Genomic DNA, 23,977 nt, shown 5'->3' on the forward strand with positions numbered 1-23,977 from the left:
AATGTGTCATAACAATTCATTCAAATTTTTGCGACTGAGCCGGTAGTCGATCAAGCGTGAGAACACGACTTGAATCATCGCCGTGACCGGCACGCTGATGAACATCCCGACGAGGCCGAACAGGCTGCCGCCGATGATGATCGACGTGATGACCCAGAACGGCGTGATGCCGACGCTGTCGCCGAGAATCTTTGGGCCGAGCCAGAGTCCGTCGAATTGTTGCAACAAGAAGATGAACAAGAGGACGATGAGCGCCGTGAACGGGTCATAGAAGTAGGTGATGATGAACGCCGGGATCATCCCGAGCAGCGGCCCGACGTACGGGATGAAGTTCAAGACACCGACGATGACGCCGAGGAGAAGCGCGTATGGCGCCCCGATAATCAACAGACCGGCGACGGCCAGCACCCCGATGATGAGGCAGTCGAGCGACTTCCCGATGATATAGCGTTTAAAGATGTAATCCATCTCTTGGAAGATGTCGATCGTCGTCTTGGCTGACGCGACCGGGAACATCGCATACAACAGCCGCTTGAACATGCGGGCAAAAATCTCTTTGTCTTTTAAAAGATAAATCGAGATGACGATCCCAATCAAGAAGTTGATGAGCGTCATCGTGAAGCTCGACACGTAGCTGACCGACGACAAGACGGCCGTCTCGACCCAGCCCGAGTAGCGCTCCTCGAACCGGCTGAAATCGATGGCCTGGGCGACTGTCGCGTTATACTCTTTCAAATACGTGTTCAACTGTGACAGATACCCGTCGATTTGCCGGATATAGGACGGGAGTTCCTCGATGAGCGAGGCGAGGCTCGAATAAATGCGTGGGAACAGCGTTACCGCAGAGATGACGAGAATCCCGATAAAGATGATATAGACGATTAGCAAGCCTTGATATCGTTTTAGTTGAAACCGTTCTTCTATATAGGACAGGACGGTATTCAGGAGCAGCGCGATGGCGATTCCCATAATAATCGGCGTCAGCAACTGGAACGTATAATGCATCATCTGCGAAATCGTATCCGGTTCGCTGATGACTTTCCAGAGCACGAGCAGGATCAGGCCGATCACGCTCAACTTCCAAATCAATTGACGGTTTAATTCCAAAGGTCCATCCCCTCATGTTTTAAATTTTGTAGAATAACGTTCACTTTCACTATGAACGTTTTTTTATCGGGATTCAAGAGGACATGCTCATTTTCAAAAAAGGATTGACAAGATTGGTAACGTTTGGTTAACTAAGTGACATATTACAAAAAGACAAATCGCATATAAAACACTTTCTATCAAGAGAAGCGGAGGGACTGGCCCGATGAAGCTTCAGCAACAGATTGATTCAATACTGTGCTAATTCCAGCAAGGTGACCTTGAGAGATGGAAAGGTGGTTGTTTGAATACGTCCGTATCTCGACACCCCTTTCCGCGGAAAGGGGTGTTTTTTGCATAGGAGGACTATTCATGACTGACAGACGCTCACATCTACTTAAAACGTTACCACCCCAACATTTCGTCGGACTCGCGAACGAGGTGGCCGAACTCGAACAGGCCGGCCATGACATCATCCGACTCGGACAAGGGACGCCCGACCTGCCGACGCCTGAGCCGATCTGTGACGCGCTCCAGACGGCGCTCCTCGACGCCTCGACCCATCAATACGGTCCGTTCCGCGGTCAGGCCCGCCTGAAGCAAGCAGTGGCGACGTTCTATTTGAATGAGTATGGAGTCGAACTTGATCCCGAGACAGAAGTAGCGATTCTCATCGGCTCAAAATCTGGTCTCATCACGTTACCGCAATGCGTGCTCGAACCTGGAGACGGGATTCTGTTACCGAACCCGGGCTATCCCGATTATATCTCGGGGGCTCGTCTCGCCGGAGCCGTCGTCCGGGACCTCGTCCTCCGGGAAGAGAACGGTTTCTTGCCGGACTATGAGACGCTCGATACGCAAGATGCAAGACTCATGTATTTGAACTACCCGAGCAATCCGACCGGAGCCGTCGCCTCACCCGCTTTCTTTGACGATACCGTCCGTTTCGCCCGGGAGCGGGGCTTGATGGTCGTCCACGATTTCGCATACGGCAGCATCGGATTCGATGGCCATGTCCCGCCTAGCTTCCTGCAGGCGAAAGGGGCGAAAGAAGTCGGGATCGAGGTATATACGATGTCGAAAGCGTTCAACATGTCCGGTTGGCGCGTCGCCTTTGCCGTCGGGAACGCGGACATTATCGAGGCGATCAACACGTATCAGGACCACGTCCACGTCAGCGTGTTCTCGGCCATCCAGGCGGCGGCTGTCGCTGCGCTCGAGGCGCCCCGTACCATTCGCGATGACTTGGCACGACTGTACGAGGCACGGCGTGATCGCCTGATCGACGGGTTGAACCGGGCCGGCTGGGCCGTCGAACCGCCGGAAGGCTCGTTCTTCGTCTGGGCGAAAGTGCCTGAGGGTGATGCCAAGTCGTTCTCGCGGAAACTGCTGCATGAAGCCGGTGTCGCCGTCACCCCGGGCTACTTCTTCGGCTCGGAAGGGAACGGCTACGTCCGCTTCGGTCTCGTCTCACCGGAACCGAAGATCGATGAGGCCGTCGAACGGATCGAGCGGTTGTTCGCCGCCTACGAGGAGGTGCGCGCATGATTCGTCAGGCCGTTCTTGAATATGATCACGCCGATGACGCGCTCGAACGTCTCGATGACTTGATTGCCGGTCGCCGGGCCCACGTCCTGCACGGTCAGAACGGCTATGGCGTCGTGCGCGCCGTCTATCCTGACATCGTCGACTATCCGGCGATAGCGTTCGGCGGGGAGTGCACGGACGCCGAAGTCGAACGGCTCAAACCGCTTGACGCCGATGTGTTGATCGCCATCGGGGGTGGCAAACTCGTCGACACGGCCAAACTTGTCGCCTATCAACAGAGCGTCCCGCTGATCGTCATCCCGACGCTTGCCTCGAACTGTGCCGCGTTCACGCCGCTCAGCGTCGTCTATCAGGAGGATGGGAGCTACGACCGTTATGACCTGTTTCGCGTCGTCATCGAGCGGGTCATCGTCGACTCGCGCGTCATGAGACGCTCCCCATACGAGTACTTCCGGGCCGGTGTCATCGACACGGTCGCGAAGTTTTACGAGGCACGCTATTTGAGCGGGGACAGCTCGATTGATGCCGGCGTCAACACCGGGCTCGCCTTGGCCGAACAGTGTGGACGACTCGTCGAACTCGACTTGAGCGAACATGCCTTCAAGTCATATAGCGACGACGTGCGCTTCGCAATCGATCATGTGCTCGCGATCGGCGGTGCCGTCGGAGGATTTGGTGACGCCGGGACACGGGTCGCCGTGGGGCATGCGGTCCATAACGCCTTGAGCCGATTCGACTCGACGCACGCCTTCTTGCATGGGGACAAGGTCGGCTTCGGCCTGATCGTCCAAGAGCGGTTGCGGGGCTCGGCCGATGCGCCGTACTTAGAGGCTTGGTTGAAGCGATTCGGTGCCCCGACGACGCTCGAGACGCTCGGTGTCAGACCGGGTGACATCCCAGTTCTCGTCGACTCCGTTATGACGGAGACCGAGCTGCAACAGTTGCCTGCCCCGCTCGACAAAGATTTTTTGAAAATAATTTTTGAAAATTTACAATTATCTATTTACAATTAAACCAATTAAAAGTAAGATGATAACAACTTAATAGACCGATTGCTTATCAAGAGTGGTGGAGGGACTGGCCCTGTGAAACCCGGCAACCAGATCGTAATGATCATGGTGCTAATTCCAACAGACGAAATCGTCTGGGAGATGAGCGTGTCCGACTTTGACTTGTCGTGCCCGCCACTCTGAATGAGTAGCGGGCTTTCATTTTGGAGGAGGAACATACATGAACATCAAACAGAAAACAGTACTCGCAGGAACATCACTACTCGCCGCCATCGCGCTCTCAGCATGCGGACAATCAGACGCGAGTGAGGCGCTCAGCACGGAGTCGCTCACGATCGGCGTCACGGGCGGGCCGCACCAACAGATCGCCGAGAAAGTGAAAGAACTCGCGGCCGAAGACGGCCTCGAACTCGATATCAAAGTGTTCAACGACTATAATACGCCGAACACGGCGCTCGCCGAGGGTAGCCTCGACGTGAACAGTTATCAGACGCTCTCATTCCTAGAACTGCAAAAGTCCGATAAAGGCTATAAAATCGACGACGTGTTCAAGACCGTCGCTTTCCCGATGGGTCTCTACTCAGAGAAATTGACCGACATCGAGGACTTGAAAGAAGGTGACAAGGTCGCCGTCCCGAACGACCCGGCGAACGAGCTACGCGCGCTCCGTCTCTATGAGACAGCGGGACTCATCACGCTCAAAGAAGGATTGACAGACAAGGCGACAAAACGTGACATCGCCGAGAACCCGCTCAACCTTGAATTCATCGAACTCGAGGCGTCGCAGCTCCCGACCCAGCTCCCGGAAGTCGCACTCGCTGCCATCAACACGAACTTCGCGATGGGTGCCGGCCTGTCGATCAACGAGGACGCCTTGTTCCATGAAGACACGGTCGACAACCCGTATCCGAACTACGTCGTCGTCCGTACCGACAACAAGGATGATGAAGTCGTCGCGACACTCAAATCGTACTACCACTCGGACGAAGTTCGGACGTTCATCGAAGAGACGTTCAACGGCTCAATCGTCCCGGCGTTTTAAGGAGGATCTATGATCGCACTTAAAGAAATCACAAAGACGTTCACTGTGAATAAAGGTGCCGTCACCGCACTCGACGATGTCTCGTTAACGATTGAGAAAGGCGAAATCTTCGGTATCATCGGCCGAAGCGGTGCCGGGAAGAGCACGCTCATCCGCATGATCAATCTACTCGAACGACCGACGTCGGGTCAGGTCGAGATCGAGGGACAGGACATCACGAAGCTCGACAAGCGCGGCCTCTCGAAGTTGCGTCATCGAATCGGGATGATTTTCCAACATTACAACCTGCTGAAGACGGCGACCGTCGAAGAGAACGTCGCCATCCCGCTCCGTCTTGAAGGACTTGATAAACAGACAATCCGGAATCGTGTCGACAAATACCTCGACATCGTCGGATTGACCGACCATCGGACACATTATCCTGAACAACTTTCAGGAGGGCAAAAACAACGTGTCGCCATCGCCCGCGCCCTCGCACATGAGCCGGACATCCTGCTCAGCGACGAGGCGACGAGCGCGCTCGATCCGGAGACGACCGAGTCGATTCTCGACCTTTTGCTCGATATCAACCGCGAGCTTGGACTGACGATCTTCCTGATTACCCACGAGATGGAAGTCATCGAGCGCATCTGTGACCGGGTCGCGGTCATCGAGGCAGGACAGATCATCGAGGAAGGGGACGTGCTCGACGTGTTCTCGGACCCGCAACATGCGACGACGCGCAAGTTCTTGAAGACGAACCTCGATGTCCCGAAAGAGGTCGTCGAAGAATTGAGCACGCACGGGACGCTCGTAAACTTGTCGTTCATCGGCCATCAAAGTGAACAGGCCGTGCTCGCCCAATTGACGAAACGGTTCGGCTTGCTGCCGAACATCATCGGGGGCGGCATCAAAAAGCTAAAAGGCGGTCTCGTCGGTAATCTACTCGTCCATTTGGACGGCGATGAGGGCCAGACCGACCAAGCCGTCCGCTTCTTAGAAGCGAGTGGTGTGAAAGTGAAGGAGGTGACGAACCATGCTTCAGTTTTGGGAAAATTGGGGTGACTTGATTTGGACGGGGACGATTCAGACGCTCACGATGACCGGCATCGCGCTCGTCATCTCGACGTTGATCGGACTGCCGCTCGGGACGCTACTCGTCTTGACGCGACCGCACGGGCGGCTCGCCAACCGTTATTTCTACGGCATCTTGTCGAGTGTCATCAACGTCGTCCGTTCGATCCCATTCATCATTCTCTTATTCTTCATCCTCCCGTTCACCCGTTTCATCATGGGAACAACGATCGGCGTCCAAGGCGTGCTGTTGCCGCTCATCGTGTTCACGGCGCCGTATATCGCGAGGCTCATGGAGTCGGCGCTGCTCGAGGTCGACCGCGGGGTCGTCGAGGCGTATGAAGCGATGGGCATCTCGACCCGGAAAATCATCTGGTACGTGTTGATCCGGGAGGCCCGCTCTTCAATCGTGCTCGGTTTGACGATTGCGACGATCGGTTTGATCGGGGCGACCGCGATGGCCGGACTCGTCGGGGCCGGTGGACTCGGCGATATCGCCTATCAATACGGGCATCTCCGATTCGAGCCGGAGGTCATGTACGTGACCATCTTCGTCTTGATTCTACTCGTCCAATCGATTCAGTCATTCGGCAACCGCTTGGCGGCCCGGCTCAAGAAGGCATAACAAAAAGAGCTCTGCTTCGGCAGGGCTCTTACTTGTTGTCGAGTAATCGTTTCAATTCGGCGATGCGGTCATGGCGCGGGATGAACGTCCGGATCTCTTTCTCGCTGAACCCGATTTGAATCCGGTTGTCGTCGACGACGATGGGACTTTTTAAAATCTGGGGATGCGACGCCACGAAACTGTACAGCTCACGGAGCGACATCTCGTCGAGTTGATCCGCCGCTTGTTTATACACGCTCTTTTGGACGGACAGCAGGTCGGTCGTCCCGTTTTCGGTGAGGCGGAGCATATCTTTGAACTCGGTGAATGACATCCCTTGGTCGGTCAATTTTTTCTCGATGAACGGGATGTTCTGTTCGCGTAACCAATCGATCGTCTTACGGGAAGAACTGCAGCTTGTATGTGTGAATACGGTGACCGTCACGGCAACCACTTCTCCTTTACGTAAGTATGGACTTCTTTATTTTCTCTCATACATACGTGACGGACATCGAATATGTTTCAAATCACATATACTTTTTTCGACCAAACAGACAATTTGTCGGTCCTCACTTCGGGTACAAAACGAGAGAGACTACATCTTAGGAGAGGTTCACATGTTTGATTACACGGTCAAGACCGATCAGACGGTCGAAGCGGTCGTCGAGAAGCTGAAAACGACGCTCAAAGAGGAAGAGTTCGGGGTGCTTTGGGACTTCAATTTGAGTGAGACGCTCGAAGAGAAAGGTCAAGCGATTGATGGGGACTACCGCATCCTCGAAGTGTGCAATCCAAAAGAAGCGAAAAAAGTCATCACGGCGCACCGGGAAGGCGGTTATTTCCTCCCATGCAAGCTCGCCGTCTTCACGAAAGACGGGTCGACCCATGTCGGGATGCCAAAGCCGACGAAACTGATCGAACTGATCGAGGATGAGGCGCTCCAAGCTGTAGCACGCGATGTCGAGACGAGATTGACCCGAGCCATCGATAAAACTGTGTAACGGTCATTGAACCCGTCCAGGTCGTCGGACGGGTTTTTTCGTGTTCCCTCCTAAAGTAATATAATGGTAAAATTGGTACAAATAAATGGTGAGGGGCGGATGATTTGAAAAAGTTAGTCGGTTTATTTGTACTATCCACAGGCTTATTGGTTGGTTGCGGTGTGGAAAAGCCGGACGTCGTAAACTTGTCTTACGTCGACGCGCATTGGACCGTCAGCAAGTATGCCAAGGAGGAGTTGATTTCCCTTCATTCAGCCGACGAGACGCTTGAAGCCTGTAGCGGTAAGTTGACGACCGAGCTGGAAGGCGACTTGATCGTGTTCGATACGATCGTGGCGAACCGCTATCCGATGACGGACACGGGTGAGGAGTATGCGTTCAAGGCCGTATCATATATGAAAGGGGATGAGAATTATGTGCTTTGTCGTGACATGGCCTCGAACCGCTTCTCGGCGGAAGTGATCGAGTCGTTCCCTGACGATGTGGACGTATCAACAGGGACACCGATCGGTCGTTATCCAGTCGTCGGTCCGGCCGATAAGTCCGCCAAAACCGCCTTACGGGATGCCGATGAATTGAACGAGTCAGGCAACCCGATTGAACCGTTCCTCGAAACGCTCGTCGCCTTTTCCCCGGCTCTGTACGGTGAGATTGAAGTAGAAATCGGGGGAATGCCGAGTCCATATCCGTTGTTCTCGTTCGATCCGTCGATGGCCAGCATGAAAGATATCAAAGTAGCGATCGGTTACGACACGATTACTGAGAAACCGTATTTGCTGCTCATGTTTGCGGATCTTTATTTCTCGGTGACTCCACTCGAGTCGATGATTGACCAAACCGCAGAAGGGCTTACATATGAAGCGTTGAGCGTCGAGCGCATCCCCCTCGAGGCGGAGCTCGTCCCGGACCAGACTTATCCATTGTATGAGTTCACCTATACTCGTGATGGAAAAGTCGTCAATGAGACGATGACGTTCACATACCGCACTTCTGACTTATTATCGACAGCGGAACGAAAGCAGCTCGAGACGCAACCTGACGAAGACTACATGCCACTTGTGGTCGGTCCGCTCGTTTATCTTCATCAACAGCCGTTCAACCCGGAATCTCCGTTGTCATACCCGGTTCTTTTAAAAGCAGCGGGGAACGAGATGGATGACCTCGTCCAAGCGATCAATTCCGCTGAACCGACGAAGCGTCAAGGTGATGAAGGCGACTATCCGCTTTTAACAATCGTCGATGGACACAAGGGACAAGAGTTCGAGGTGACGTATAAACAGCGCTCGAAGAAGCTGGATATTTACGTGACCGACCGCTCGACCGACGAAACGTACAAACTGACGAGCGAAGGGGCCGAGACGTTCTTGTCCTACTTCCCTGACTTGAAGAAGAAATGAGTGGGTTGAATATGAAAAAACGAGCGTTGATGGCATTGTCACTGTTATGGTTGACGGCAGGCTGCTCGGAAGACGTTGACGTCGTCCGCTATGGCCATATCGAGGAGCATTGGCAGGCCGAGCGGGTTACGATGAACAGTCAGGAGCCTGTAGTGGATGCCGAAGCCATATTGAACCAATGTGAAGACGGTGAACCCCTGTCCGAACTGAATGGAGAGACGTTTTCCGTGCTTGGAATGGCGTATGCGACCCGGGCCCCGCTTATGAATGATGACTATTATGGATATAGTTTTAATGAAGTGACCTATGTCGAGGGGGATACAATCTATGCGCTCTGTAAATCAGACCGGATGGACGGGATGGAAGGGTATCGGGCCGTCGAGCTTGCAGAAAGACCTGCCTACTTGAAAGACGAGGTCGGAACTGAAATGTCTGCTCTTCCGACCGTCTATATCGCGACCGAAAATGAACGGGCTGCGTTACATAAGCCGGACGCCTTCTATGACAATGAACAAGACATCGAACCGTATCCGGTCACACTTATGAGGATTTCGCCTGGATTTAGTGGCACGGTCGAGATTGGGATTGAAGAAGGGGGCTACTTTACCCCATCTTTCCACTTTTTGCCGAACCTTAGACCGTCCGATGTGTTTATCGCATTAGGACGAGATAAGGCCACGAACATGCCTCATCTGCTCCAGTCTTATGGTGGAGACAAGGCTCGCTATTCCTCCTCCATTTTACAAGATGCCGATTTGCTCAACGGGGCTGACAGTTTAACCTTCCGTCGAATCCATAACGGTGGCACGATGGAACCGATGACAGCCTATCCGCTATATGACGTCACGATTGACGTGGACGGACAAAACGTAACAAAAACCGTGTCGATGCGCTATCGAACGAGCCCTCTCTTGACCGATTCTGCAGATCAAGACGAGATAGCGGTCGCTTACCTCCATCAGTATCCGTATCACCGGGAAGTCCCGCTCCCTTACCCTGATGCTGTGAACGTGAGCGGCAAAGCTTATGATCGGTTGGTCGAAGCCGTCGAGACCGCGCGCCCGTCGACGAAGAGTGGTGAAATGAATGACTATAAGTATTTGACGCTGTTGCGTGGGAATCTCGGTCAACAGTTCGAAGTCAGTTATCAGCAACGGTCGAAAAAAGTCGATGTCTATGTGAAGGACGTGAAGACCGGGAAAGTGTTCAAACTGTCGAGCGCCGGGGCGGTGACGTTCCAACAGCTGTTCCCGCAGGCGTTCGAATGAATGGATTGGACGTAAATCGAGGAGGGATGCCCTGTTGAAACGCATGTTGTCAGGATGTGTCATCTGTATGGGACTGCTTCTTGGCGGTTGTGCCAGTAGCGAGGAAGACTTGGATCCGTCTCGCATCGACTATCAGCCGTTAAACTCGGATGGTGCCTATGGACCGATACGCACCATTACCGACGCTGAGACGATTACTCAGCTTGATCGAACGACGGATGAGGTTGAATGGGAAGACCAACCCGTTCCAATCGAGCGGGACCCGGATGTGAGAGCGACGTTCGTCTATACGCCGGACGATGCGCCCGAGCGTTCGCTCGACTTCGGGATTTGGTACGAAGAACAGATAATCGGCGGCATCAATCCGAAGGACAGCCGGGGCGAACTCACGGCCGAACTGGTCACTCGGTTGCAAGCCATCTTCGATCAATCGAAATGATTGAGGGCTCGTGCAAAGCACGGGTCCTTTTGATTGTGGTCTCATCGAGAATGACTGGAAAACACTTCAAATTCAAGATATTGACTCGATTTCAAAAACTGATGCTATTCAGGACTTTTCGCACAAGGTACACTAGAATTCCGCTACATTACAGGAGGAAAGCACTACAGGAAATCGAGAAAAGAAGGTAGAAATAATCGGAATGCAACTGACAACAACCGCTAGTCTCTCATCCCCTGACGTGCTCCGCGCCCTCGAAGCCAATGTGGCGATGATCCGATTCGACCGTCAACGACGCGTCGTCGATGTGAACGACCTGTTCGCCAAGGCGATGAAATATAAACGTGATGAAATGATTGGGATGCACCATCACTTGTTCTGCACACCAAGTTTCGTCAGCAGCTCCGACTATCAAGCGTTTTGAAACAAGCTGTTCGACGGATTCAGTTCGGCCGACAAAATCGAACGGATTGACGCCCGAGGTGACTCGATTTGGCTCGAGGCGACGTATATGCCAATTTATGAACAAGACGAGGTCGTCGGTGTCGTAAAAATCGCCTCCGACATCACGAGTCGCCAATAAACGATTGAAGAATATGGACGTTCATTCCGTGACATGGCCGCTAATCTTGACGACCGGGCCCAACGCGGCATGGAAGAGAGTCAACAGCTGAAGCAGACGATCGAACGTCTCGACGCGGACTCGAATCAGAACTTGAAGATGCTTGCGAACTTGCAGGAGCAGGCAGCCGAGATCACGAAAATCGCCAGTACGATTAAAGAGATTGCCGCCCAAACGAACCTGTTGTCACTCAACGCCGCCATCGAGGCCGCGCGGGCAGGGGAGCACGGACTCGGTTTCAATGTCGTCGCGACCGAGGTCCGGAACTTGTCACGTCTCGTCGAACGCGCCGTCATCGAGGTGCGTGCGAACACGGACGGGATGAACAAAGAACTCGTCTCGATTGTCGACGGTGTCACTCGCTCCAGTGCAGACATCCAAGAGAGTGTGCGCATCATGGAACAGACGCTCGAGCGGTTTGCACATATCGAACAGTCGGCCGAATCACTGAACGGCACGGCCGAGCGGTTCACGTCCGCCATCTAAAAAACCAATCGGACATGCCCCGTGAGAAGGGAACGTTCAATTGGTTTTTTTGATTTGCAGTGTATGGCCATACTGTTTCAACCAGGCCATCGCGCCGGTGACATCAGGATAGACTGATGCGAGCGTCGACCAGAACGCTTTCGAGTGGTCGAAATGGACGAGATGGGCCCATTCGTGGGCGATGACGTAATCTATTACTTCTTTTGGAGCGAGCATGAGCCGGACGTTGATGGAAATCGTACCGGTCGAGCTGCACGACCCCCAGCGCGTCTTTTGATGGCCGATGCGAATCCGGTTCGCCTTCACGCCGAGCATACGTTCATAATGGGGCGCACGCGTCGTGACATAAGTGAGAGCCCGTTCGCGAAGCCAGGCCTCGTACGCTTCCCGAAGTGATGACTCGTCCCACGCGAGTGGACAATAGAATCGCTCGCCATCGAAGCGGAACGTCGTCTCGGAATCACATTTGATGAGCGGGAACGTCTCCCCATGAAGAAGCAGTCTGTCATCGGGCAAGACGTCACGCTTAGGTAGTGCCGCGATGCGTTCCGCGATCCAGCCGGCATGATTCGATAAAATCGTCTCGACGACCCGGTTCGGGAGTCGCGCCGGAATCCGCAGCTCGATGCCGTCCGGTGTCACGAAAAAAGCTGCTCGTTTCCGGCGTTTATGGCGGATGACGGTCACGGTCATCGGGTTCACCTCCTTGAAGTATCTTGGTCGATTATAGCCGACACGCCCCGAATCTGCCATCGTTTTGCGGACTCATGCGCTCGTTTTTTGTTACAGTAGATGTAGGAGGGATGAACATGAAATCAATCTTACATCAATCGCTTGACCGGACGGGAACGGATTCAGTGAAATGGGACGGGCTCGACCGGTGGTTCCACGTCAAGGACGACGTCCTGCCGCTCTGGGTCGCAGACATCGATATCCGCACAGCGCCGTCCATCTCAGAGGCGCTCACGGCACGGGCAGCGACAGGGGAGTTCGGGTATACGCTGTTCTCGAGAGACGCGCAAGCCGCCGTGAGTTCATGGTACGACCGCCGTCACAAGCTCAAGGTCGATGCCGATCACGTACTGTTCTCGAACGGCGTTGTGCCTGGATTGACACACATCGTCGAGGCGTTGACCGAGGAAGGAGACGGAATCGTCATTCAATCGCCCGTCTACCCACCGTTTCATGAACTGGTGACCGGGTTGAAACGGGAGTTGCTCGATGCCCCGCTCCGTCAAACTGATGGCCGCTACGAGATGGACTTTGATGCGCTTGAGACGCAGATGCGCAAGGCGAAACTGTTCTTGCTCTGCTCGCCGCATAACCCGGTCGGACGGGTATGGACCGAGGCCGAGCTGAAGCAAGTTGTCGAACTGGCGCGTCGCCATGACGTCATCCTCGTCGCGGATGAGATTCATGCCGACTTGACTTATCCGTCACAACGACACACCGCTCTCAACCGCCTCGATGACGATGTCATCACGGTGAGTGCCCCATCGAAGGCGTTCAATATCGCCGGGTTGTTCGCATCGTATATCATCTGTCCGGACGAAGCGATGCGCAAGCGGATTATCCAAGTACAGAACAAACACCATGTGCTGCCGACACCGTTCGCGAACACGGCCATCACCGCCGCCTATGCGGACCCGCGGGCCGAACGTTGGCTCGACCAGTTGACGGCCGAACTCGAGGAGCAGGCGAGTTACCTCGTCGAGCGGTTCCAGGAAGAGCTGCCCCAATTGAAGACGTTCATGCCTGAGGCGAGTTATCTCCTTTGGATCGACTTCGCGGCGCTCAACTTAGAACCGGAAGCGCGAAAGAAGTGGCTGCATGAGGACGTCCGCCTGTTCTTGTCGCCAGGTCGCCCGTTCGGCGAGTCGGGCCAGACGTTCGAACGCCTCAATTTCGGGACGTCCCGCGCTATCATTGATGAGGCACTTCAGCGACTCACCGAACATGCTGGTGGAAAGGCGTTTGTTTGATTCAAGAAACGGGAAAAATTTCACAATGAGCCAGACAAGACCGATGGCAACGGAAAGCGAGTGAATGCGAATGGAGACGATCAATTGGAAAAAGAAGATGGAGGAGCAACTGAGGCGTAGCGGATTCACGTTACAGGTCGAGAACATGGCCAACCTCGGTCTGACGGAGATTCATGCATCTTCGTCCCCATTGATCTCGTATCCGCTCCGGATTCGCCTGTACGTACGTATGGGGTGGCTCATGTGCACAGTCGATGCGACATCGGTCGACCGGAACGAGGACCATCCATTGTTCGAGCGAATGATTGCCGCCGTGTTCGAGCGCATCGTCCGACACTTGTATCACGCCTACGACTTCCATGTCTTGACGTATATCGGCAATACCGGCAACTATATCTCACCGAAAGAATCCGAGACGGGAGAAATCGTTAACCTGCTCGCGCAACTGTGGACCGACCGTTCCTATCTGCACCTGGAGACGTATGAAGAGTATCCGGCCCTATACGTGACGCCGCCTTGGGCGCACCAAGCCTACGCGTTTGAGAGCACGGATGACGAATGGATTATCTACGCGGGCCGAAGCGGCCGTCCGGCGACGGATTATCGCGCCGACGGGACGGAACTCAAACCGCATCGCCTGGCTGAAGGGGACTTGTTCTTCCCGGTGCATCGCATTAAAAAAGACCGCGGCACGCTCGCGCTCGCCGAATGGTTACGGCTCGAGCGTCGTGAAGTCGAGGATTTCATGCTCGCCTTCATGAAGACGATTCAGAAATTCGACCCTGCCTTCGGCTATTCCTGGGGTGGGACAGATACGTTTTTCCACGGGGTTCCGGTTGAGCCGTATGCACAAGTGCTCCGGCTCGAGAGCGGAAAACGGCGCTACCGGGCCATGAACAATTCGGCCAAGCGGCTGTTCGCCGTCGCGAACGACCCGCTCGAATGTTTGAAGGAAGTGGAGAAGACGCTCCGGACGGTCCGTTTGCCTGAGCGACGGGTCTCATCGCTCGGACAGCTCGTGATGGGCATTTGGCAACAGTTCGAGCCTGATGAATCGACCTATATCCAAGAAGTCGCCTATCGTGGCATTTCCCAGTTCCAAATTGAAGAAAAGATTGGCCACGCGTTGGCGAATCGCCAACGCGTCCGTTGGGTCGAGAAGACCGATCCTCACCAATCCATCATCGAGTTCGCCCATTTGCGGATTTCATTCCCGAAACGACCACCCGGTATCGTCACCGTCGAGCCGGTTGAATCTTCCTATGAGAGAGGTGCCCTATGAGAATCGTTGACGCACGTGCCATGCCAATCAGCCATGAGGATTTGATCGCCGTCACCGAAACGTCCATCTACTATCGAGAGAAGACCGGCGAGACGAGTTTCTCGATCTATCGCTATGATGAAGCGGACGGTACCGTCACGCCGATCAGTCATCGCGCCTATGAAGACTATGGGATCTCGAAGCTTTTCGTCAGTGACGCCCGCGTCTATTTCTTGAATGAGATACCAGACCGGACGGGTGTCGTCCGCACGGAGTTGATTGCGTTCGACTATCGCTCTGGACGAGAAGATGTGCTCGCGACGTTCGAGAAACGTGGTAACAGCACACTCTATTGGGTTCTCGCGGACCGTTACTTCCTCTTCCTGACGAGTTTCGGAGATACCGATGAGGCATGGTTGTATGATGCGGAGACGTCGTTCCAAGAGCGAATCCGTGACGAGCGACTCGTCGGACATGCCGGTAAGTTCCGTGAGCTCTATCTGTTCTCGACCGAGCTCGATGGCATTCCATATATCGTCTGCAACGCCCGCTTGGACGAGTTTGCCTATTACGAGGCACTCGAGGACGGTCGGGTCTCCCCGGACGATGCGATCGACCATTCGGAGGCGATTCTGATTTGTTCGCTCGACGAGGCGGTCGAGGCGATCAGGTCCCGTCAAAACGAGATTCCGTTCGAGGACTTGATTCGTCTGCACGGGGAAGGGGACACGGTCCAATACTTGGGTGAACGGGACAAGCGACTTCGGTTCTCGACTTTCGTCGACGAGGCGAACGAGGAGACGATTTATGAATTGACCGCTCCGGACGTGCTCCGCGAGGTGGCGGTGGTCGACTGGGGCGCCTACGAGCCGATTGACTTCACATATGACGATGTTAGTTCGACGATTTTCATTAAAGTGGAAGAATCAACGGACCACACCGAATTGATTGACGCGACGACCGGTGCCCGCTTCCTCGACACGGCTCCATTCGAGCGCGTGCTCGCCTCGAACTATTTCATCCATGAGTCGGCGGCAGATGGGACAGGTGGGGGTGTGACCGTGTTCAATCTCGAGACAAACGAGCGGCAAACGTTCGAAGATGCCTATTATACGGTCCTCGATGAGACGATTGTGATTCTATAGACGAAGCAATTATAACTAAAACACCTGAACCAATCGATGTGATTGATTCAGGTGTTTTATAATGGTTTACATAATAAGTTATCGTAAACCTATCACAGCTTGTTTTTTCTTCTCGTCGCCGATATGGGCATAGACTTGTGTCGTCGCCACTGATTCGTGGCCGAGCAACTGTTGAATCGTCAACACATCGATTCCGCTCATGGCGAGCCGGGAAGCGAACGTATGCCGGAGTTTATGCGGCGTGACCTGTTTATGCGTCAAAAACGGCAAATACGGTTTCAAGCGGTCGATGTGCCCCTTCAACGTATGTTGCACCGTCCGCACCGAGATGCGCTTGCCTCGCTCCGAGTGGAACAGCGGACCTGACCCGTGACGTCGATAGGCGTCGAGGAGCGGCTCGAGCGGCGAGGCGATCGGGATGACCCGTTCCTTATTGCCTTTCCCGATGACGCGAATCGTCCCGCTCTCGCGGTCGATATCGTTCCAATCGAGGCCGACGAGTTCCGAGACGCGCATCCCGGTCAACCCGAGCAATTGAATCATCAAGAAATCCCGGTCCCGGTTACGCTCGTACCAACTCGCCTCGCGGTCGGACATGCCGACGTTGCTACGGACGAGCGTCGAGAAGTCGAGCCATTCCTGCTCCGTCAAATAGACCGGGTTGCGTTTGGCGCGCTTCGGCCGCTCGACTGCCTGGAACGGGTTATGGGCCGTCACGCCCGTCTCAATCAAATGGTTGAACAGTGACTGCATCGTAGACAGTTTGCGGTTGATGACACTCGGCGCGTTGTCGAGCTCGAGAGCGAGATATGTCGCGTACGCCTCGGCCCCCGCGTGGTCGAACTCGACGAACGAGTCAATCTCGACCGACGCTGGGTCGACCTCGGATGCGCTGGCGGCCTCGACCCAACGGAAAAAGTCTAAAAAGTCATAGAGATAGCGCTGCGCGGTCTGTTCGGAGTAGTGTTTGGCAGCCAGGTGGTTCAGGAAACGTTGAATGAAGCTGGGCATGCGTTCGTAGCCGCTCAAGTTAAAGCGTTTCGTCGTGGTCTTGGTCGGCGCTTGTCCGAGCTTGCGAAATATACTCAAAAGATCTCTCCTTGCTTACTGATGGATTGACGTGACGATTCGGTCCTTGCCTTCCTGTTTGCCGGCCCGGAGCCTGTCGTCCGCCTCTTTGACGAGTGTGTCGACGGCCTCGAATCCGCTCCGCGTCGTGACGCCGAACGTCATCGTCACGCTGAGTCGGCGGCCGTCATAAATCGTCTCGAGTGATTTGATGCGTTGCCGCAAGCGGTCAATCGTCTCCGTGGCTTCTGTAGCTGACTTGTCCGTCAAGAAGATGAGGAACTCCTCGCCGCCCCAACGGATGGCAATCCCATCGGTTCGGGCAAGCGCGGAGGCGACTTGTTTGAGGACGAGATCGCCGCAGTCATGACCGTGTTGCTCATTGAACGCCTTGAAATGGTCAATGTCCCCGAGGGCGACGGCATATGGCCGTCCATTGATGGCGGCTTCGCGAATCTCATCTTCGACCAAACGGTAACCCGTCGTCCGGTTATACAAACCGGTCAGCCCGTCCCTTGAGGCGAGCGTATGCAACCGTTCGTTCGTCCGTTCAAGCTCGGACGTCACCTCGACGACGGAACCTTCGAAGACGAAAGATAGCCCAGCAATCAAGGCAATCGTCGACAAGAGGCAAAAGAGGCCAAATATTTGCTCGAACGACGACGTGAGCGGTTGCGTCCCTGTCGTCACGTTCAGGTAGAGGAAACCGTAAATCGTCATGGCGAGCATCGTCGAGACAATCCGGATGGACCGACTGACGTTCGGCATGAAGAATACGCCATAGGTGACCATGATGATGAAATAGTGGACGTTCGCACCCCAACCGAGCACGACCGTCGAGATAATCGCGTTATAGACGACTTCGACGAACAGACCGACGAAGAACGCCCGATACAATCGTTTATGTACAAAATAAAAGGATAACGTGTAATAGAGAATGCTGAGTAGATTCGACCAGGCGAGTACCGTGACGCCGAGTTGCCAAAACGTGATCAAGAACACGACGTGGATGAGCCAAGCGAGCGCGTTCCCGTAAAAAGTGATGCGGTAATTATATAGTGTACCGCGACGTTCCTCATAGGCAGTTCCCACGCGAACACCTCCTGAATCTTAGTATACCGAACCGTCATCGATTTGCCCATGGGCATTCGAGAATCAAGTCAATCCCAAACTCGAAAACGTCTTGAACACGTCATTATGATTGCGTGAAATAGATATTTCACGCAACGTTCGTTTACACGTCATTTTCACCCGAGACACACATCGACCTGCGAACCGGAGAAATCACGTCATATAATCCGGTTTACATAATTAGTTATGGTGAACCAATTGATTTGTTTTAAAAATTTGAAAGAGTTACAGTTGTATGATAAAAGAAAATAAAGCTTGAAACGGTGATTCAGGTAAAGGTACACTGAGAACGTAAACAAAAGGGGGATTTCAGGATGGACGATCAACGTTTGAAACAATGGCTCACCGAGGCGAAGACGATCGCTGTCGTCGGCGTGTCAGCGAACCCGAACAAGACCGCGAACCAAATCGCAGACTATTTGATCTTGCAAGGTTACACAGTCATCCCTGTCAATCCAACGCTCGAGTCGTGGAACGGACGCAAAGTCTATCCGACGGTCGAGAGCATCCCGGGGCGCGTCGATATCGTCGACGTCTTCCGACGCAATGAGTATTTGGCCGGCGTGGCCGAAGATGCCGTCCGACATGGGGATGTCGGTCTCGTCTTCAACCAGCTCGGGCTCACCAGCCCGGACGCCGAGCGGATCGCTCGCGATGCCGGACTCGACTACATCGAAAATCGATGCATCTATGTCGAGCACGCCCGCCTTCTCGGTTAAGACCTACCTCCTTGGTAGGTCTCCTTTTTTTCACGAGCCCCGCTCGCGGAGGGAGGCTTGCCAGAATCCAAAAACAGCTATACAATAGGATAGAAAAACGAACGTGTGTTCGAAATTGAGGTGACGAAGATGTCAACAGACTTATTTAATTACAATGAAGACGCCATCCAGGTGCTCGAAGGACTGACTGCTGTCCGGAAACGTCCGGGGATGTATATCGGTTCGACCGACCATCGCGGCTTGCACCATCTCGTCTATGAGATCGTCGATAACGCAATCGATGAGGCGCTCGCCGGATTCGGTGGCCAAATCGATGTGACCATCCATAAAGATGACGCGATCACGGTACGAGATCACGGGCGTGGGATGCCGACGGGGATGCACGCCTCCGGGAAACCGACGCCAGAGGTCATCTTCACGGTCCTTCACGCCGGCGGTAAGTTCGGCCAAGGCGGCTACAAGACGTCAGGTGGACTCCACGGGGTCGGCGCCTCGGTCGTGAACGCACTCTCGAGCAAGGTCCTCGTCACGATTTATCGCGACGGCAAAGTGTTCGAGCAGACGTTTGCCGACGGCGGGATCCCGCAGACGACGCTCCTCGAGACCGGAAAGACGCGTCAGACAGGGACGAGCGTCTACTTCAAACCGGACGCCTCGATTTTCTCGACGACGACATATAACTACGACACGCTCGCTGAACGGCTCCGTGAATCAGCATTCTTGTTAAAAGGATTGACGATCACGTTGACGGACGAGCGCTCGGATAAAGAAGAGACGTTCCATTACGAGGAAGGGATTGCCGAGTTCGTCCAATATTTGAACGACGATAAGGCGACGCTTCATCCAATCGTCTATTTCGAAGGGACGGAGAACGATATCGAGCTCGAGCTCGCCTTCCAGTTCACGGACGCCTATTCCGAGAACGTCCTCTCGTTCGTCAACAACGTCCGGACTCGTGACGGCGGCACGCACGAGGTCGGCGCCAAGACGGCGATGACCCGCATCGTGAACGAGTACGCCCGAAAGAACGGATTGTTGAAAGAAAAAGACAAGAACCTTGACGGCGGTGACGTCCGCGAAGGCTTGACGCTCATCGTCTCGGTACGGATCCCGGAAGAGTTCCTCCAGTTCGAGGGGCAGACGAAATCGAAACTCGGTTCGCCCGAGGCCCGTACGAGCGCTGATGGTGTCATGGCCAAACAACTGACGATCTTCCTCGAGGAGAACCCGCAGATGGCGACGATGCTCATCAAGAAGGCGATCCGCGCCGCCCAGGCCCGCGAAGCCGCCCGGAAAGCCCGGGAAGAGGCGCGCAACGGCAAGAAGAAGAAACGTTCGAGCATCTTGAACGGGAAACTGACGCCGGCGACGTCGAAGAACGCCGCCAAGAACGAACTGTTCCTCGTCGAGGGTGATTCGGCCGGCGGTTCGGCCAAACAGGGCCGTGATCGTACGTTCCAGGCCATCCTGCCGTTGCGCGGGAAGGTCATCAACTCGGAGAAGTCGAAACTCCAGGACATCATGAAGAATGAGGAGATCAATACGATCATCCACGCGATCGGGGCCGGGGTCGGCCATGACTTCGACCTTGAGGACTGTAATTTCGACAAAATCATCATCATGACCGATGCCGATACGGACGGGGCTCACATCCAAGTGCTCCTATTGACGTTCTTCTTCCGTTATATGCGCCCACTCGTCGAGGCCGGCAAAGTGTTCGTCGCCTTGCCACCGCTCTATCGGATCTCGAAAGGGAAAGGCAAGTCGGAACAGTTCGAGTACGCCTGGGACGAAGAGGCGCTCGAGAAGCTCGTCAAAGTGTATAAGAAGGGCTATATCCTCCAGCGCTACAAAGGTCTCGGTGAGATGAACGCCGACCAGCTATGGGAGACGACGATGAACCCCGACACACGGACGCTCATCCGTGTCACGGTCGACGACGCTGCCGTCGCCGACAAGCGCGTCTCGGTGCTCATGGGAGACAATGTCGCCCATCGCCGGGAATGGATCGAGGAGAACGTCGCCTTCGGCCTCCAGGAAGATGATTCAATCATCGCCAATGAACACGTGACTAAAGCGATTGAGGAAGTGATGTAACGATGTCGACGATTCAACACATTTTAAACTTGTCGCTCGAACAGGTCGTCGGTGACCGCTTCGGGCGTTACTCAAAATATATCATCCAGGATCGGGCCCTCCCGGACGCGCGCGACGGACTCAAACCCGTTCAGCGCCGCATCCTGTATGCGATGCACCATGAAGGCAACACGAACGAGAAACCGTACCGCAAATCGGCCAAGACGGTCGGTAACGTCATCGGTAACTATCACCCGCACGGTGACAGTTCCGTCTATGAGGCGATGGTGCGCCTATCGCAGGACTGGAAGTTGCGTTACCCGCTCATCGACATGCACGGGAACAACGGCTCGATGGACGGCGACTCGGCCGCCGCGATGCGGTATACCGAGGCCCGTCTGTCGAAGATCGCCGGCGTCATGCTGACGTCGATCTCGAAGAACACGGTCGACTACACGCCGAACTTCGACGATTCGACCGAAGAGCCGCTCGTCTTACCGTCACTCCTCCCTAACTTGCTCATGAATGGGACGACGGGGATCTCTGCCGGTTATGCGACCGAGATTCCGCCGCACAACTTGACCGAGGTGCTCAACCTCGCCATCGCTCGCTTGAAAGGTGAGGTCGAGACGACGAATGACGCGTTCCGTTATATGCAAGGACCTGACTTCCCGTCTGGCGGAATCGTCATGGGCAAAGACGGCATCTTGAAGGCGTTCGAGACCGGAAAAGGCAAGGTCATCATCCGTGCCAAATCGGTCATCGAGCCACTTAAGGGAGGTCGTGAACAGATTACCATCACCGAGCTCCCGTATGAGGTGAACAAGGCGAACCTCGTCAAGAAGATGGAAGAGCTCCGTCTCGACCGCAAAGTCGAAGGCGTCGCCGAAGTCCGTGACGAGACCGACCGGACCGGTGTCCGCGTCGTCATCGAGTTGAAGAAGGAAGCCGATGCGGAAGGTGTGCTCCATTTCTTCTTGAAGCATACCGACCTTCAGCTCGCCTATAACTACAACATGGTCGCCATAGTCAACCGGACACCGAAACAGATGGGCCTCTTGTCGATCATCGACGCATACTTGAAGCACGTCGAAGAGGTCGTCACTCGACGCACGACGTTCGAGCTCGACCAGGCGAAGAAACGCGCCGAGATCGTCGATGCGCTCGAGCAGGCCATCTCGGTCCTAGACGAGACGCTCGAACTCATCCGTTCGGCCAAAGACAAGTCTGAGGCGAAACAGAAGCTCATGGAGCGGTTCTCGTTCACGGACCGCCAAGCCGAAGCGGTCGTCATGCTCCAATTGTATCGTTTGACGAACACGGATATCGTCGAACTGCAAAAAGAGGCGAAGGCGCTCCAAAAAGAGATCACTCGCCTCGCCAACATCTTGAACGTCGACGCGACGAAACGGAAGCTCATCTCGAAAGAGTTGACCGCACTCCGTGACGAGTTCGGCGACGCACGCCGCTCGGTCATCGAGTCCGAGGTCGAAGAGTTGAAACTGAAGACAGAGGTCATGATCGCCGTCGAAGAGACGATGGTGTTCGTCAGCCGCGACGGGTACGTCAAACGTTCATCGATGCGCTCATATGGCGCCTCGAGCGACGAGATGCCGGAGATGAAGCAGAAAGACCGTCCCGTCCTCGTCACCCAGGCGATGACGACGGACCACTTGCTCGTCTGGACGAACAAGGGCAGTTACTTGCTCATCCCGGTCCATCAGATTCCAGAGTCGAAATGGAAAGACGCCGGTCAGCATGTCGCCAACCTCGTGCCGATCGAAGGCGAACAAGTCGTTTCGGCCGATGTCGTCTCGACGTTCGACACCGACGCGCACTGTCTGTTTGTGACGCGTGAAGGCATGGTCAAACGGACACCGCTCCGTGACTATGACGCCCAACGCAAGTCGAAGGCGCTCATGGCGCTCAAACTGAAAGGCGACGACGAGGTCGTCTTCGCCGGCATCAGTGACGGGCCTGGCCAACTGTTCCTCGTCTCTGAGCGCGGTTACGGCCTCTGGTTCAAAGAAGATGACGTGCCGGTTGTCGGTCAGCGCGCTGCCGGCGTCAAAGCGATGAACTTGAAGGATGGGGATATGGTCGCAGATGCTTTCGCCTTCTTCACACCGCCACTGTTCGTCCTTGTGACGCAACGTGGAGCGGTCAAGAAGATGAAGCTCGAGGATCAGTTCGACTGCACGAACCGCAACTTGCGCGGGACGATGCTCATCCGCGAAGTCAAATCGAAACCGCACCAGATTCGTCGCGTGCTCCCGGTGCATGACGATGAGACGCTCCACATCATCGGGAAAGAGAAAGCGAAGACGGTCAAGACGAAGCAGTTGACGCTCTTGGACCGCTACGCCAACGGCTCGTTCGTGTTTGATGAAGAGACATTCGGAGAGATTGAGGACGTGTATCTCGATTGAGATCGAACTAAAGAAAACCCTGTACCAGAGACCATTGTCTTTGATACAGGGGTTTTCTTATGGATTCAAAGCTCGGCCTCTATCAGATAGCGCTCCAAATCGGCCTGTTGGCGCAAGTGATGCCGGGTATGCATCTCGATGAGGTCGTACCACTCCTGTGCGTTCAGCCAGCCAAAACCACCATGCCGGGCTTTGACGTAACGGTTCGCCGAGCGGACGAGCGGTTCAAGTCGCTTCAAACGCGCAGACAACTCGTCGAGTCGTCGCTCGAGCGTCTCACGCTTGTCCGAGTTGTTCGGAGGTTGGTTCATCTCATCAGGTAAACGGATTTTAATCGGAGGGAACCCACCGGCCTGAAACAATCGTTCACCGAATTCGGTCTTCCCGAGCGGTTGCTCTTCGTGTGAGGCGAGACAACGTTCAATCTCATCCGCATATTCCTCGGCCACCACAATGATATGGTCGTACATCTGTCCGATTGACCAGACGTCTGTAGCTTCCTGATAGCGCAACTGCCGTTCGGTATAGCCGTCCAAGTCTTCTTTGAACTGGGATAACACTGCCATCGACATATCGTTCCTCCTTTGCCACCGTTCTCATTTCAGTATAT

24 protein-coding genes and 2 riboswitches are annotated in these 23,977 nt (G+C 54.6%); of the genes, 18 read left to right on the forward strand and 6 right to left on the reverse strand.

Features of this window, described 5'->3' with window-relative positions; all coding sequences use genetic code 11:
• Positions 1 to 6: 6 nt before the first annotated feature.
• Positions 7 to 1,107: an AI-2E family transporter gene (locus tag KNP95_RS13865; protein ID WP_021067485.1), complete on the reverse strand. Its 1,101-nt coding sequence runs from the start codon at positions 1,105 to 1,107 to the stop codon at positions 7 to 9.
• Between the two features lie 173 nt (positions 1,108 to 1,280).
• A riboswitch (SAM riboswitch) is annotated at positions 1,281 to 1,381 on the forward strand.
• Between the two features lie 77 nt (positions 1,382 to 1,458).
• On the opposite strand from KNP95_RS13865, the gene KNP95_RS13870 reads away from it, so the two are divergent.
• From KNP95_RS13870 to KNP95_RS13890, 5 genes are all read left to right on the forward strand, one after another.
• Positions 1,459 to 2,634, forward strand: coding sequence for an aminotransferase class I/II-fold pyridoxal phosphate-dependent enzyme (locus tag KNP95_RS13870; protein WP_214837867.1), 1,176 nt, complete (start codon positions 1,459 to 1,461; stop codon positions 2,632 to 2,634).
• Complete coding sequence (locus KNP95_RS13875) at positions 2,631 to 3,647, forward strand: iron-containing alcohol dehydrogenase family protein (protein ID WP_214837870.1); 1,017 nt, start codon at positions 2,631 to 2,633, stop codon at positions 3,645 to 3,647. The genes KNP95_RS13870 and KNP95_RS13875 overlap by 4 nt, the downstream gene beginning before the upstream one ends.
• Positions 3,648 to 3,687: 40 nt before the next feature.
• Positions 3,688 to 3,792, forward strand: a riboswitch (SAM riboswitch).
• Positions 3,793 to 3,864: 72 nt separating this feature from the next.
• Positions 3,865 to 4,686: a MetQ/NlpA family ABC transporter substrate-binding protein gene (locus KNP95_RS13880; RefSeq protein ID WP_131435086.1), complete on the forward strand. Its 822-nt coding sequence runs from the start codon at positions 3,865 to 3,867 to the stop codon at positions 4,684 to 4,686.
• Between the two features lie 9 nt (positions 4,687 to 4,695).
• Positions 4,696 to 5,730, forward strand: coding sequence for a methionine ABC transporter ATP-binding protein (locus KNP95_RS13885; RefSeq protein ID WP_214837874.1), 1,035 nt, complete (start codon positions 4,696 to 4,698; stop codon positions 5,728 to 5,730).
• On the forward strand, positions 5,702 to 6,364 hold the full coding sequence (locus tag KNP95_RS13890) for a methionine ABC transporter permease (RefSeq protein WP_021067480.1): 663 nt from the start codon (positions 5,702 to 5,704) through the stop codon (positions 6,362 to 6,364). Before KNP95_RS13885 ends, KNP95_RS13890 begins: the two co-directional genes overlap by 29 nt.
• 28 nt (positions 6,365 to 6,392) lie before the next feature.
• On the opposite strand, the gene KNP95_RS13895 is transcribed toward KNP95_RS13890, so the two are convergent.
• The gene (locus KNP95_RS13895) at positions 6,393 to 6,788 is read right to left on the reverse strand and encodes a Spx/MgsR family RNA polymerase-binding regulatory protein (RefSeq protein ID WP_021067479.1); all 396 of its coding nucleotides are present in this window, start codon (positions 6,786 to 6,788) and stop codon (positions 6,393 to 6,395) included.
• 172 nt (positions 6,789 to 6,960) lie between these two features.
• Here KNP95_RS13895 and KNP95_RS13900 point away from each other — a divergent pair, with 172 nt between their 5' ends.
• The 7 genes from KNP95_RS13900 (at position 6,961) to KNP95_RS16105 (ending at position 11,556) form a co-directional block, all read left to right on the forward strand.
• Positions 6,961 to 7,344 (forward strand): DUF302 domain-containing protein, encoded by a 384-nt coding sequence (locus KNP95_RS13900; protein ID WP_214837878.1) that lies wholly within the window; start codon positions 6,961 to 6,963, stop codon positions 7,342 to 7,344.
• 104 nt (positions 7,345 to 7,448) lie between these two features.
• The gene (locus KNP95_RS13905; RefSeq protein WP_214837880.1) at positions 7,449 to 8,741 is read left to right on the forward strand and encodes a hypothetical protein; all 1,293 of its coding nucleotides are present in this window, start codon (positions 7,449 to 7,451) and stop codon (positions 8,739 to 8,741) included.
• 11 nt (positions 8,742 to 8,752) lie between these two features.
• The gene (locus KNP95_RS13910; protein WP_214720028.1) at positions 8,753 to 10,009 is read left to right on the forward strand and encodes a hypothetical protein; all 1,257 of its coding nucleotides are present in this window, start codon (positions 8,753 to 8,755) and stop codon (positions 10,007 to 10,009) included.
• A 34-nt stretch (positions 10,010 to 10,043) separates the two neighbouring features.
• Positions 10,044 to 10,448: a hypothetical protein gene (locus KNP95_RS13915; protein ID WP_214837883.1), complete on the forward strand. Its 405-nt coding sequence runs from the start codon at positions 10,044 to 10,046 to the stop codon at positions 10,446 to 10,448.
• A gap of 202 nt (positions 10,449 to 10,650) precedes the next feature.
• Positions 10,651 to 10,872, forward strand: coding sequence for a PAS domain S-box protein (locus tag KNP95_RS16095; protein ID WP_251138567.1), 222 nt, complete (start codon positions 10,651 to 10,653; stop codon positions 10,870 to 10,872).
• Between the two features lie 45 nt (positions 10,873 to 10,917).
• Complete coding sequence (locus KNP95_RS16165; RefSeq protein ID WP_353048998.1) at positions 10,918 to 11,031, forward strand: PAS domain S-box protein; 114 nt, start codon at positions 10,918 to 10,920, stop codon at positions 11,029 to 11,031.
• 33 nt (positions 11,032 to 11,064) lie between these two features.
• Complete coding sequence (locus tag KNP95_RS16105) at positions 11,065 to 11,556, forward strand: methyl-accepting chemotaxis protein (RefSeq protein WP_251138568.1); 492 nt, start codon at positions 11,065 to 11,067, stop codon at positions 11,554 to 11,556.
• Positions 11,557 to 11,592: 36 nt separating this feature from the next.
• Here KNP95_RS16105 and KNP95_RS13925 read toward each other — a convergent pair whose 3' ends face one another.
• Positions 11,593 to 12,249, reverse strand: coding sequence for a M48 family metallopeptidase (locus tag KNP95_RS13925; protein WP_214837886.1), 657 nt, complete (start codon positions 12,247 to 12,249; stop codon positions 11,593 to 11,595).
• Between the two features lie 116 nt (positions 12,250 to 12,365).
• Here KNP95_RS13925 and KNP95_RS13930 point away from each other — a divergent pair, with 116 nt between their 5' ends.
• The 3 genes from KNP95_RS13930 to KNP95_RS13940 all read left to right on the forward strand — a co-directional run bounded on the left by KNP95_RS13930 (position 12,366) and on the right by KNP95_RS13940 (position 15,944).
• Complete coding sequence (locus tag KNP95_RS13930; protein ID WP_214837889.1) at positions 12,366 to 13,538, forward strand: MalY/PatB family protein; 1,173 nt, start codon at positions 12,366 to 12,368, stop codon at positions 13,536 to 13,538.
• Between the two features lie 70 nt (positions 13,539 to 13,608).
• Positions 13,609 to 14,820 carry a hypothetical protein gene (locus KNP95_RS13935; RefSeq protein WP_214837891.1) on the forward strand — a complete coding sequence of 404 codons (1,212 nt, stop codon included), beginning with the start codon at positions 13,609 to 13,611 and terminating at the stop codon, positions 14,818 to 14,820.
• A complete protein-coding gene (locus tag KNP95_RS13940) occupies positions 14,817 to 15,944 on the forward strand; it encodes a hypothetical protein (RefSeq protein WP_214837893.1) in 1,128 nt (375 codons plus the stop codon). The genes KNP95_RS13935 and KNP95_RS13940 overlap by 4 nt, the downstream gene beginning before the upstream one ends.
• Positions 15,945 to 16,022: 78 nt before the next feature.
• On the opposite strand, the gene KNP95_RS13945 is transcribed toward KNP95_RS13940, so the two are convergent.
• The gene (locus KNP95_RS13945) at positions 16,023 to 17,033 is read right to left on the reverse strand and encodes a tyrosine-type recombinase/integrase (protein ID WP_214837895.1); all 1,011 of its coding nucleotides are present in this window, start codon (positions 17,031 to 17,033) and stop codon (positions 16,023 to 16,025) included.
• A 15-nt stretch (positions 17,034 to 17,048) separates the two neighbouring features.
• Complete coding sequence (locus tag KNP95_RS16220) at positions 17,049 to 18,104, reverse strand: GGDEF domain-containing protein (protein ID WP_214837896.1); 1,056 nt, start codon at positions 18,102 to 18,104, stop codon at positions 17,049 to 17,051.
• A gap of 353 nt (positions 18,105 to 18,457) precedes the next feature.
• On the opposite strand from KNP95_RS16220, the gene KNP95_RS13955 reads away from it, so the two are divergent.
• The 3 genes from KNP95_RS13955 to parC all read left to right on the forward strand — a co-directional run bounded on the left by KNP95_RS13955 (position 18,458) and on the right by parC (position 23,367).
• Entirely contained in the window at positions 18,458 to 18,862 is a 405-nt protein-coding gene (locus tag KNP95_RS13955; RefSeq protein ID WP_214837899.1) for a CoA-binding protein, read from the forward strand.
• Between the two features lie 129 nt (positions 18,863 to 18,991).
• Positions 18,992 to 20,959, forward strand: a complete 1,968-nt coding sequence (parE, locus tag KNP95_RS13960) for a DNA topoisomerase IV subunit B (protein ID WP_031200243.1) — start codon at positions 18,992 to 18,994, stop codon at positions 20,957 to 20,959.
• A 2-nt stretch (positions 20,960 to 20,961) separates the two neighbouring features.
• The gene (gene parC, locus KNP95_RS13965; protein WP_214837902.1) at positions 20,962 to 23,367 is read left to right on the forward strand and encodes a DNA topoisomerase IV subunit A; all 2,406 of its coding nucleotides are present in this window, start codon (positions 20,962 to 20,964) and stop codon (positions 23,365 to 23,367) included.
• 65 nt (positions 23,368 to 23,432) lie between these two features.
• Here the strand turns inward: parC and KNP95_RS13970 are convergent, their stop codons facing one another.
• Positions 23,433 to 23,933, reverse strand: coding sequence for a DinB family protein (locus KNP95_RS13970; RefSeq protein ID WP_338042451.1), 501 nt, complete (start codon positions 23,931 to 23,933; stop codon positions 23,433 to 23,435).
• Between the last annotated feature and the right edge of the window lie 44 nt (positions 23,934 to 23,977).

This window comes from Exiguobacterium sp. s36, from assembly GCF_018618345.1.
GTDB lineage: Bacteria > Bacillota > Bacilli > Exiguobacteriales > Exiguobacteriaceae > Exiguobacterium > Exiguobacterium chiriqhucha.

Excerpts from the sequence above, each read along its gene's own strand:
- KNP95_RS13870 (WP_214837867.1), top strand. The coding sequence starts at position 1,459 with ATGACTGACAGACGCTCACATCTACTTAAAACGTTACCACCCCAACAT.
- KNP95_RS13875 (WP_214837870.1), top strand. The coding sequence starts at position 2,631 with ATGATTCGTCAGGCCGTTCTTGAATATGATCACGCCGATGACGCGCTC.
- KNP95_RS13880 (WP_131435086.1), top strand. The coding sequence starts at position 3,865 with ATGAACATCAAACAGAAAACAGTACTCGCAGGAACATCACTACTCGCC.
- KNP95_RS13885 (WP_214837874.1), top strand. The coding sequence starts at position 4,696 with ATGATCGCACTTAAAGAAATCACAAAGACGTTCACTGTGAATAAAGGT.
- KNP95_RS13890 (WP_021067480.1), top strand. The coding sequence starts at position 5,702 with ATGCTTCAGTTTTGGGAAAATTGGGGTGACTTGATTTGGACGGGGACG.
- KNP95_RS13900 (WP_214837878.1), top strand. The coding sequence starts at position 6,961 with ATGTTTGATTACACGGTCAAGACCGATCAGACGGTCGAAGCGGTCGTC.
- KNP95_RS13910 (WP_214720028.1), top strand. The coding sequence starts at position 8,753 with ATGAAAAAACGAGCGTTGATGGCATTGTCACTGTTATGGTTGACGGCA.
- KNP95_RS16095 (WP_251138567.1), top strand. The coding sequence starts at position 10,651 with ATGCAACTGACAACAACCGCTAGTCTCTCATCCCCTGACGTGCTCCGC.
- KNP95_RS16105 (WP_251138568.1), top strand. The coding sequence starts at position 11,065 with ATGGCCGCTAATCTTGACGACCGGGCCCAACGCGGCATGGAAGAGAGT.
- KNP95_RS13925 (WP_214837886.1), bottom strand. The coding sequence starts at position 12,249 with ATGACCGTGACCGTCATCCGCCATAAACGCCGGAAACGAGCAGCTTTT.
- KNP95_RS13930 (WP_214837889.1), top strand. The coding sequence starts at position 12,366 with ATGAAATCAATCTTACATCAATCGCTTGACCGGACGGGAACGGATTCA.
- KNP95_RS13935 (WP_214837891.1), top strand. The coding sequence starts at position 13,609 with ATGGAGACGATCAATTGGAAAAAGAAGATGGAGGAGCAACTGAGGCGT.
- KNP95_RS13940 (WP_214837893.1), top strand. The coding sequence starts at position 14,817 with ATGAGAATCGTTGACGCACGTGCCATGCCAATCAGCCATGAGGATTTG.
- KNP95_RS13955 (WP_214837899.1), top strand. The coding sequence starts at position 18,458 with ATGGACGATCAACGTTTGAAACAATGGCTCACCGAGGCGAAGACGATC.
- parE (WP_031200243.1), top strand. The coding sequence starts at position 18,992 with ATGTCAACAGACTTATTTAATTACAATGAAGACGCCATCCAGGTGCTC.
- parC (WP_214837902.1), top strand. The coding sequence starts at position 20,962 with ATGTCGACGATTCAACACATTTTAAACTTGTCGCTCGAACAGGTCGTC.
- KNP95_RS13970 (WP_338042451.1), bottom strand. The coding sequence starts at position 23,933 with ATGGCAGTGTTATCCCAGTTCAAAGAAGACTTGGACGGCTATACCGAA.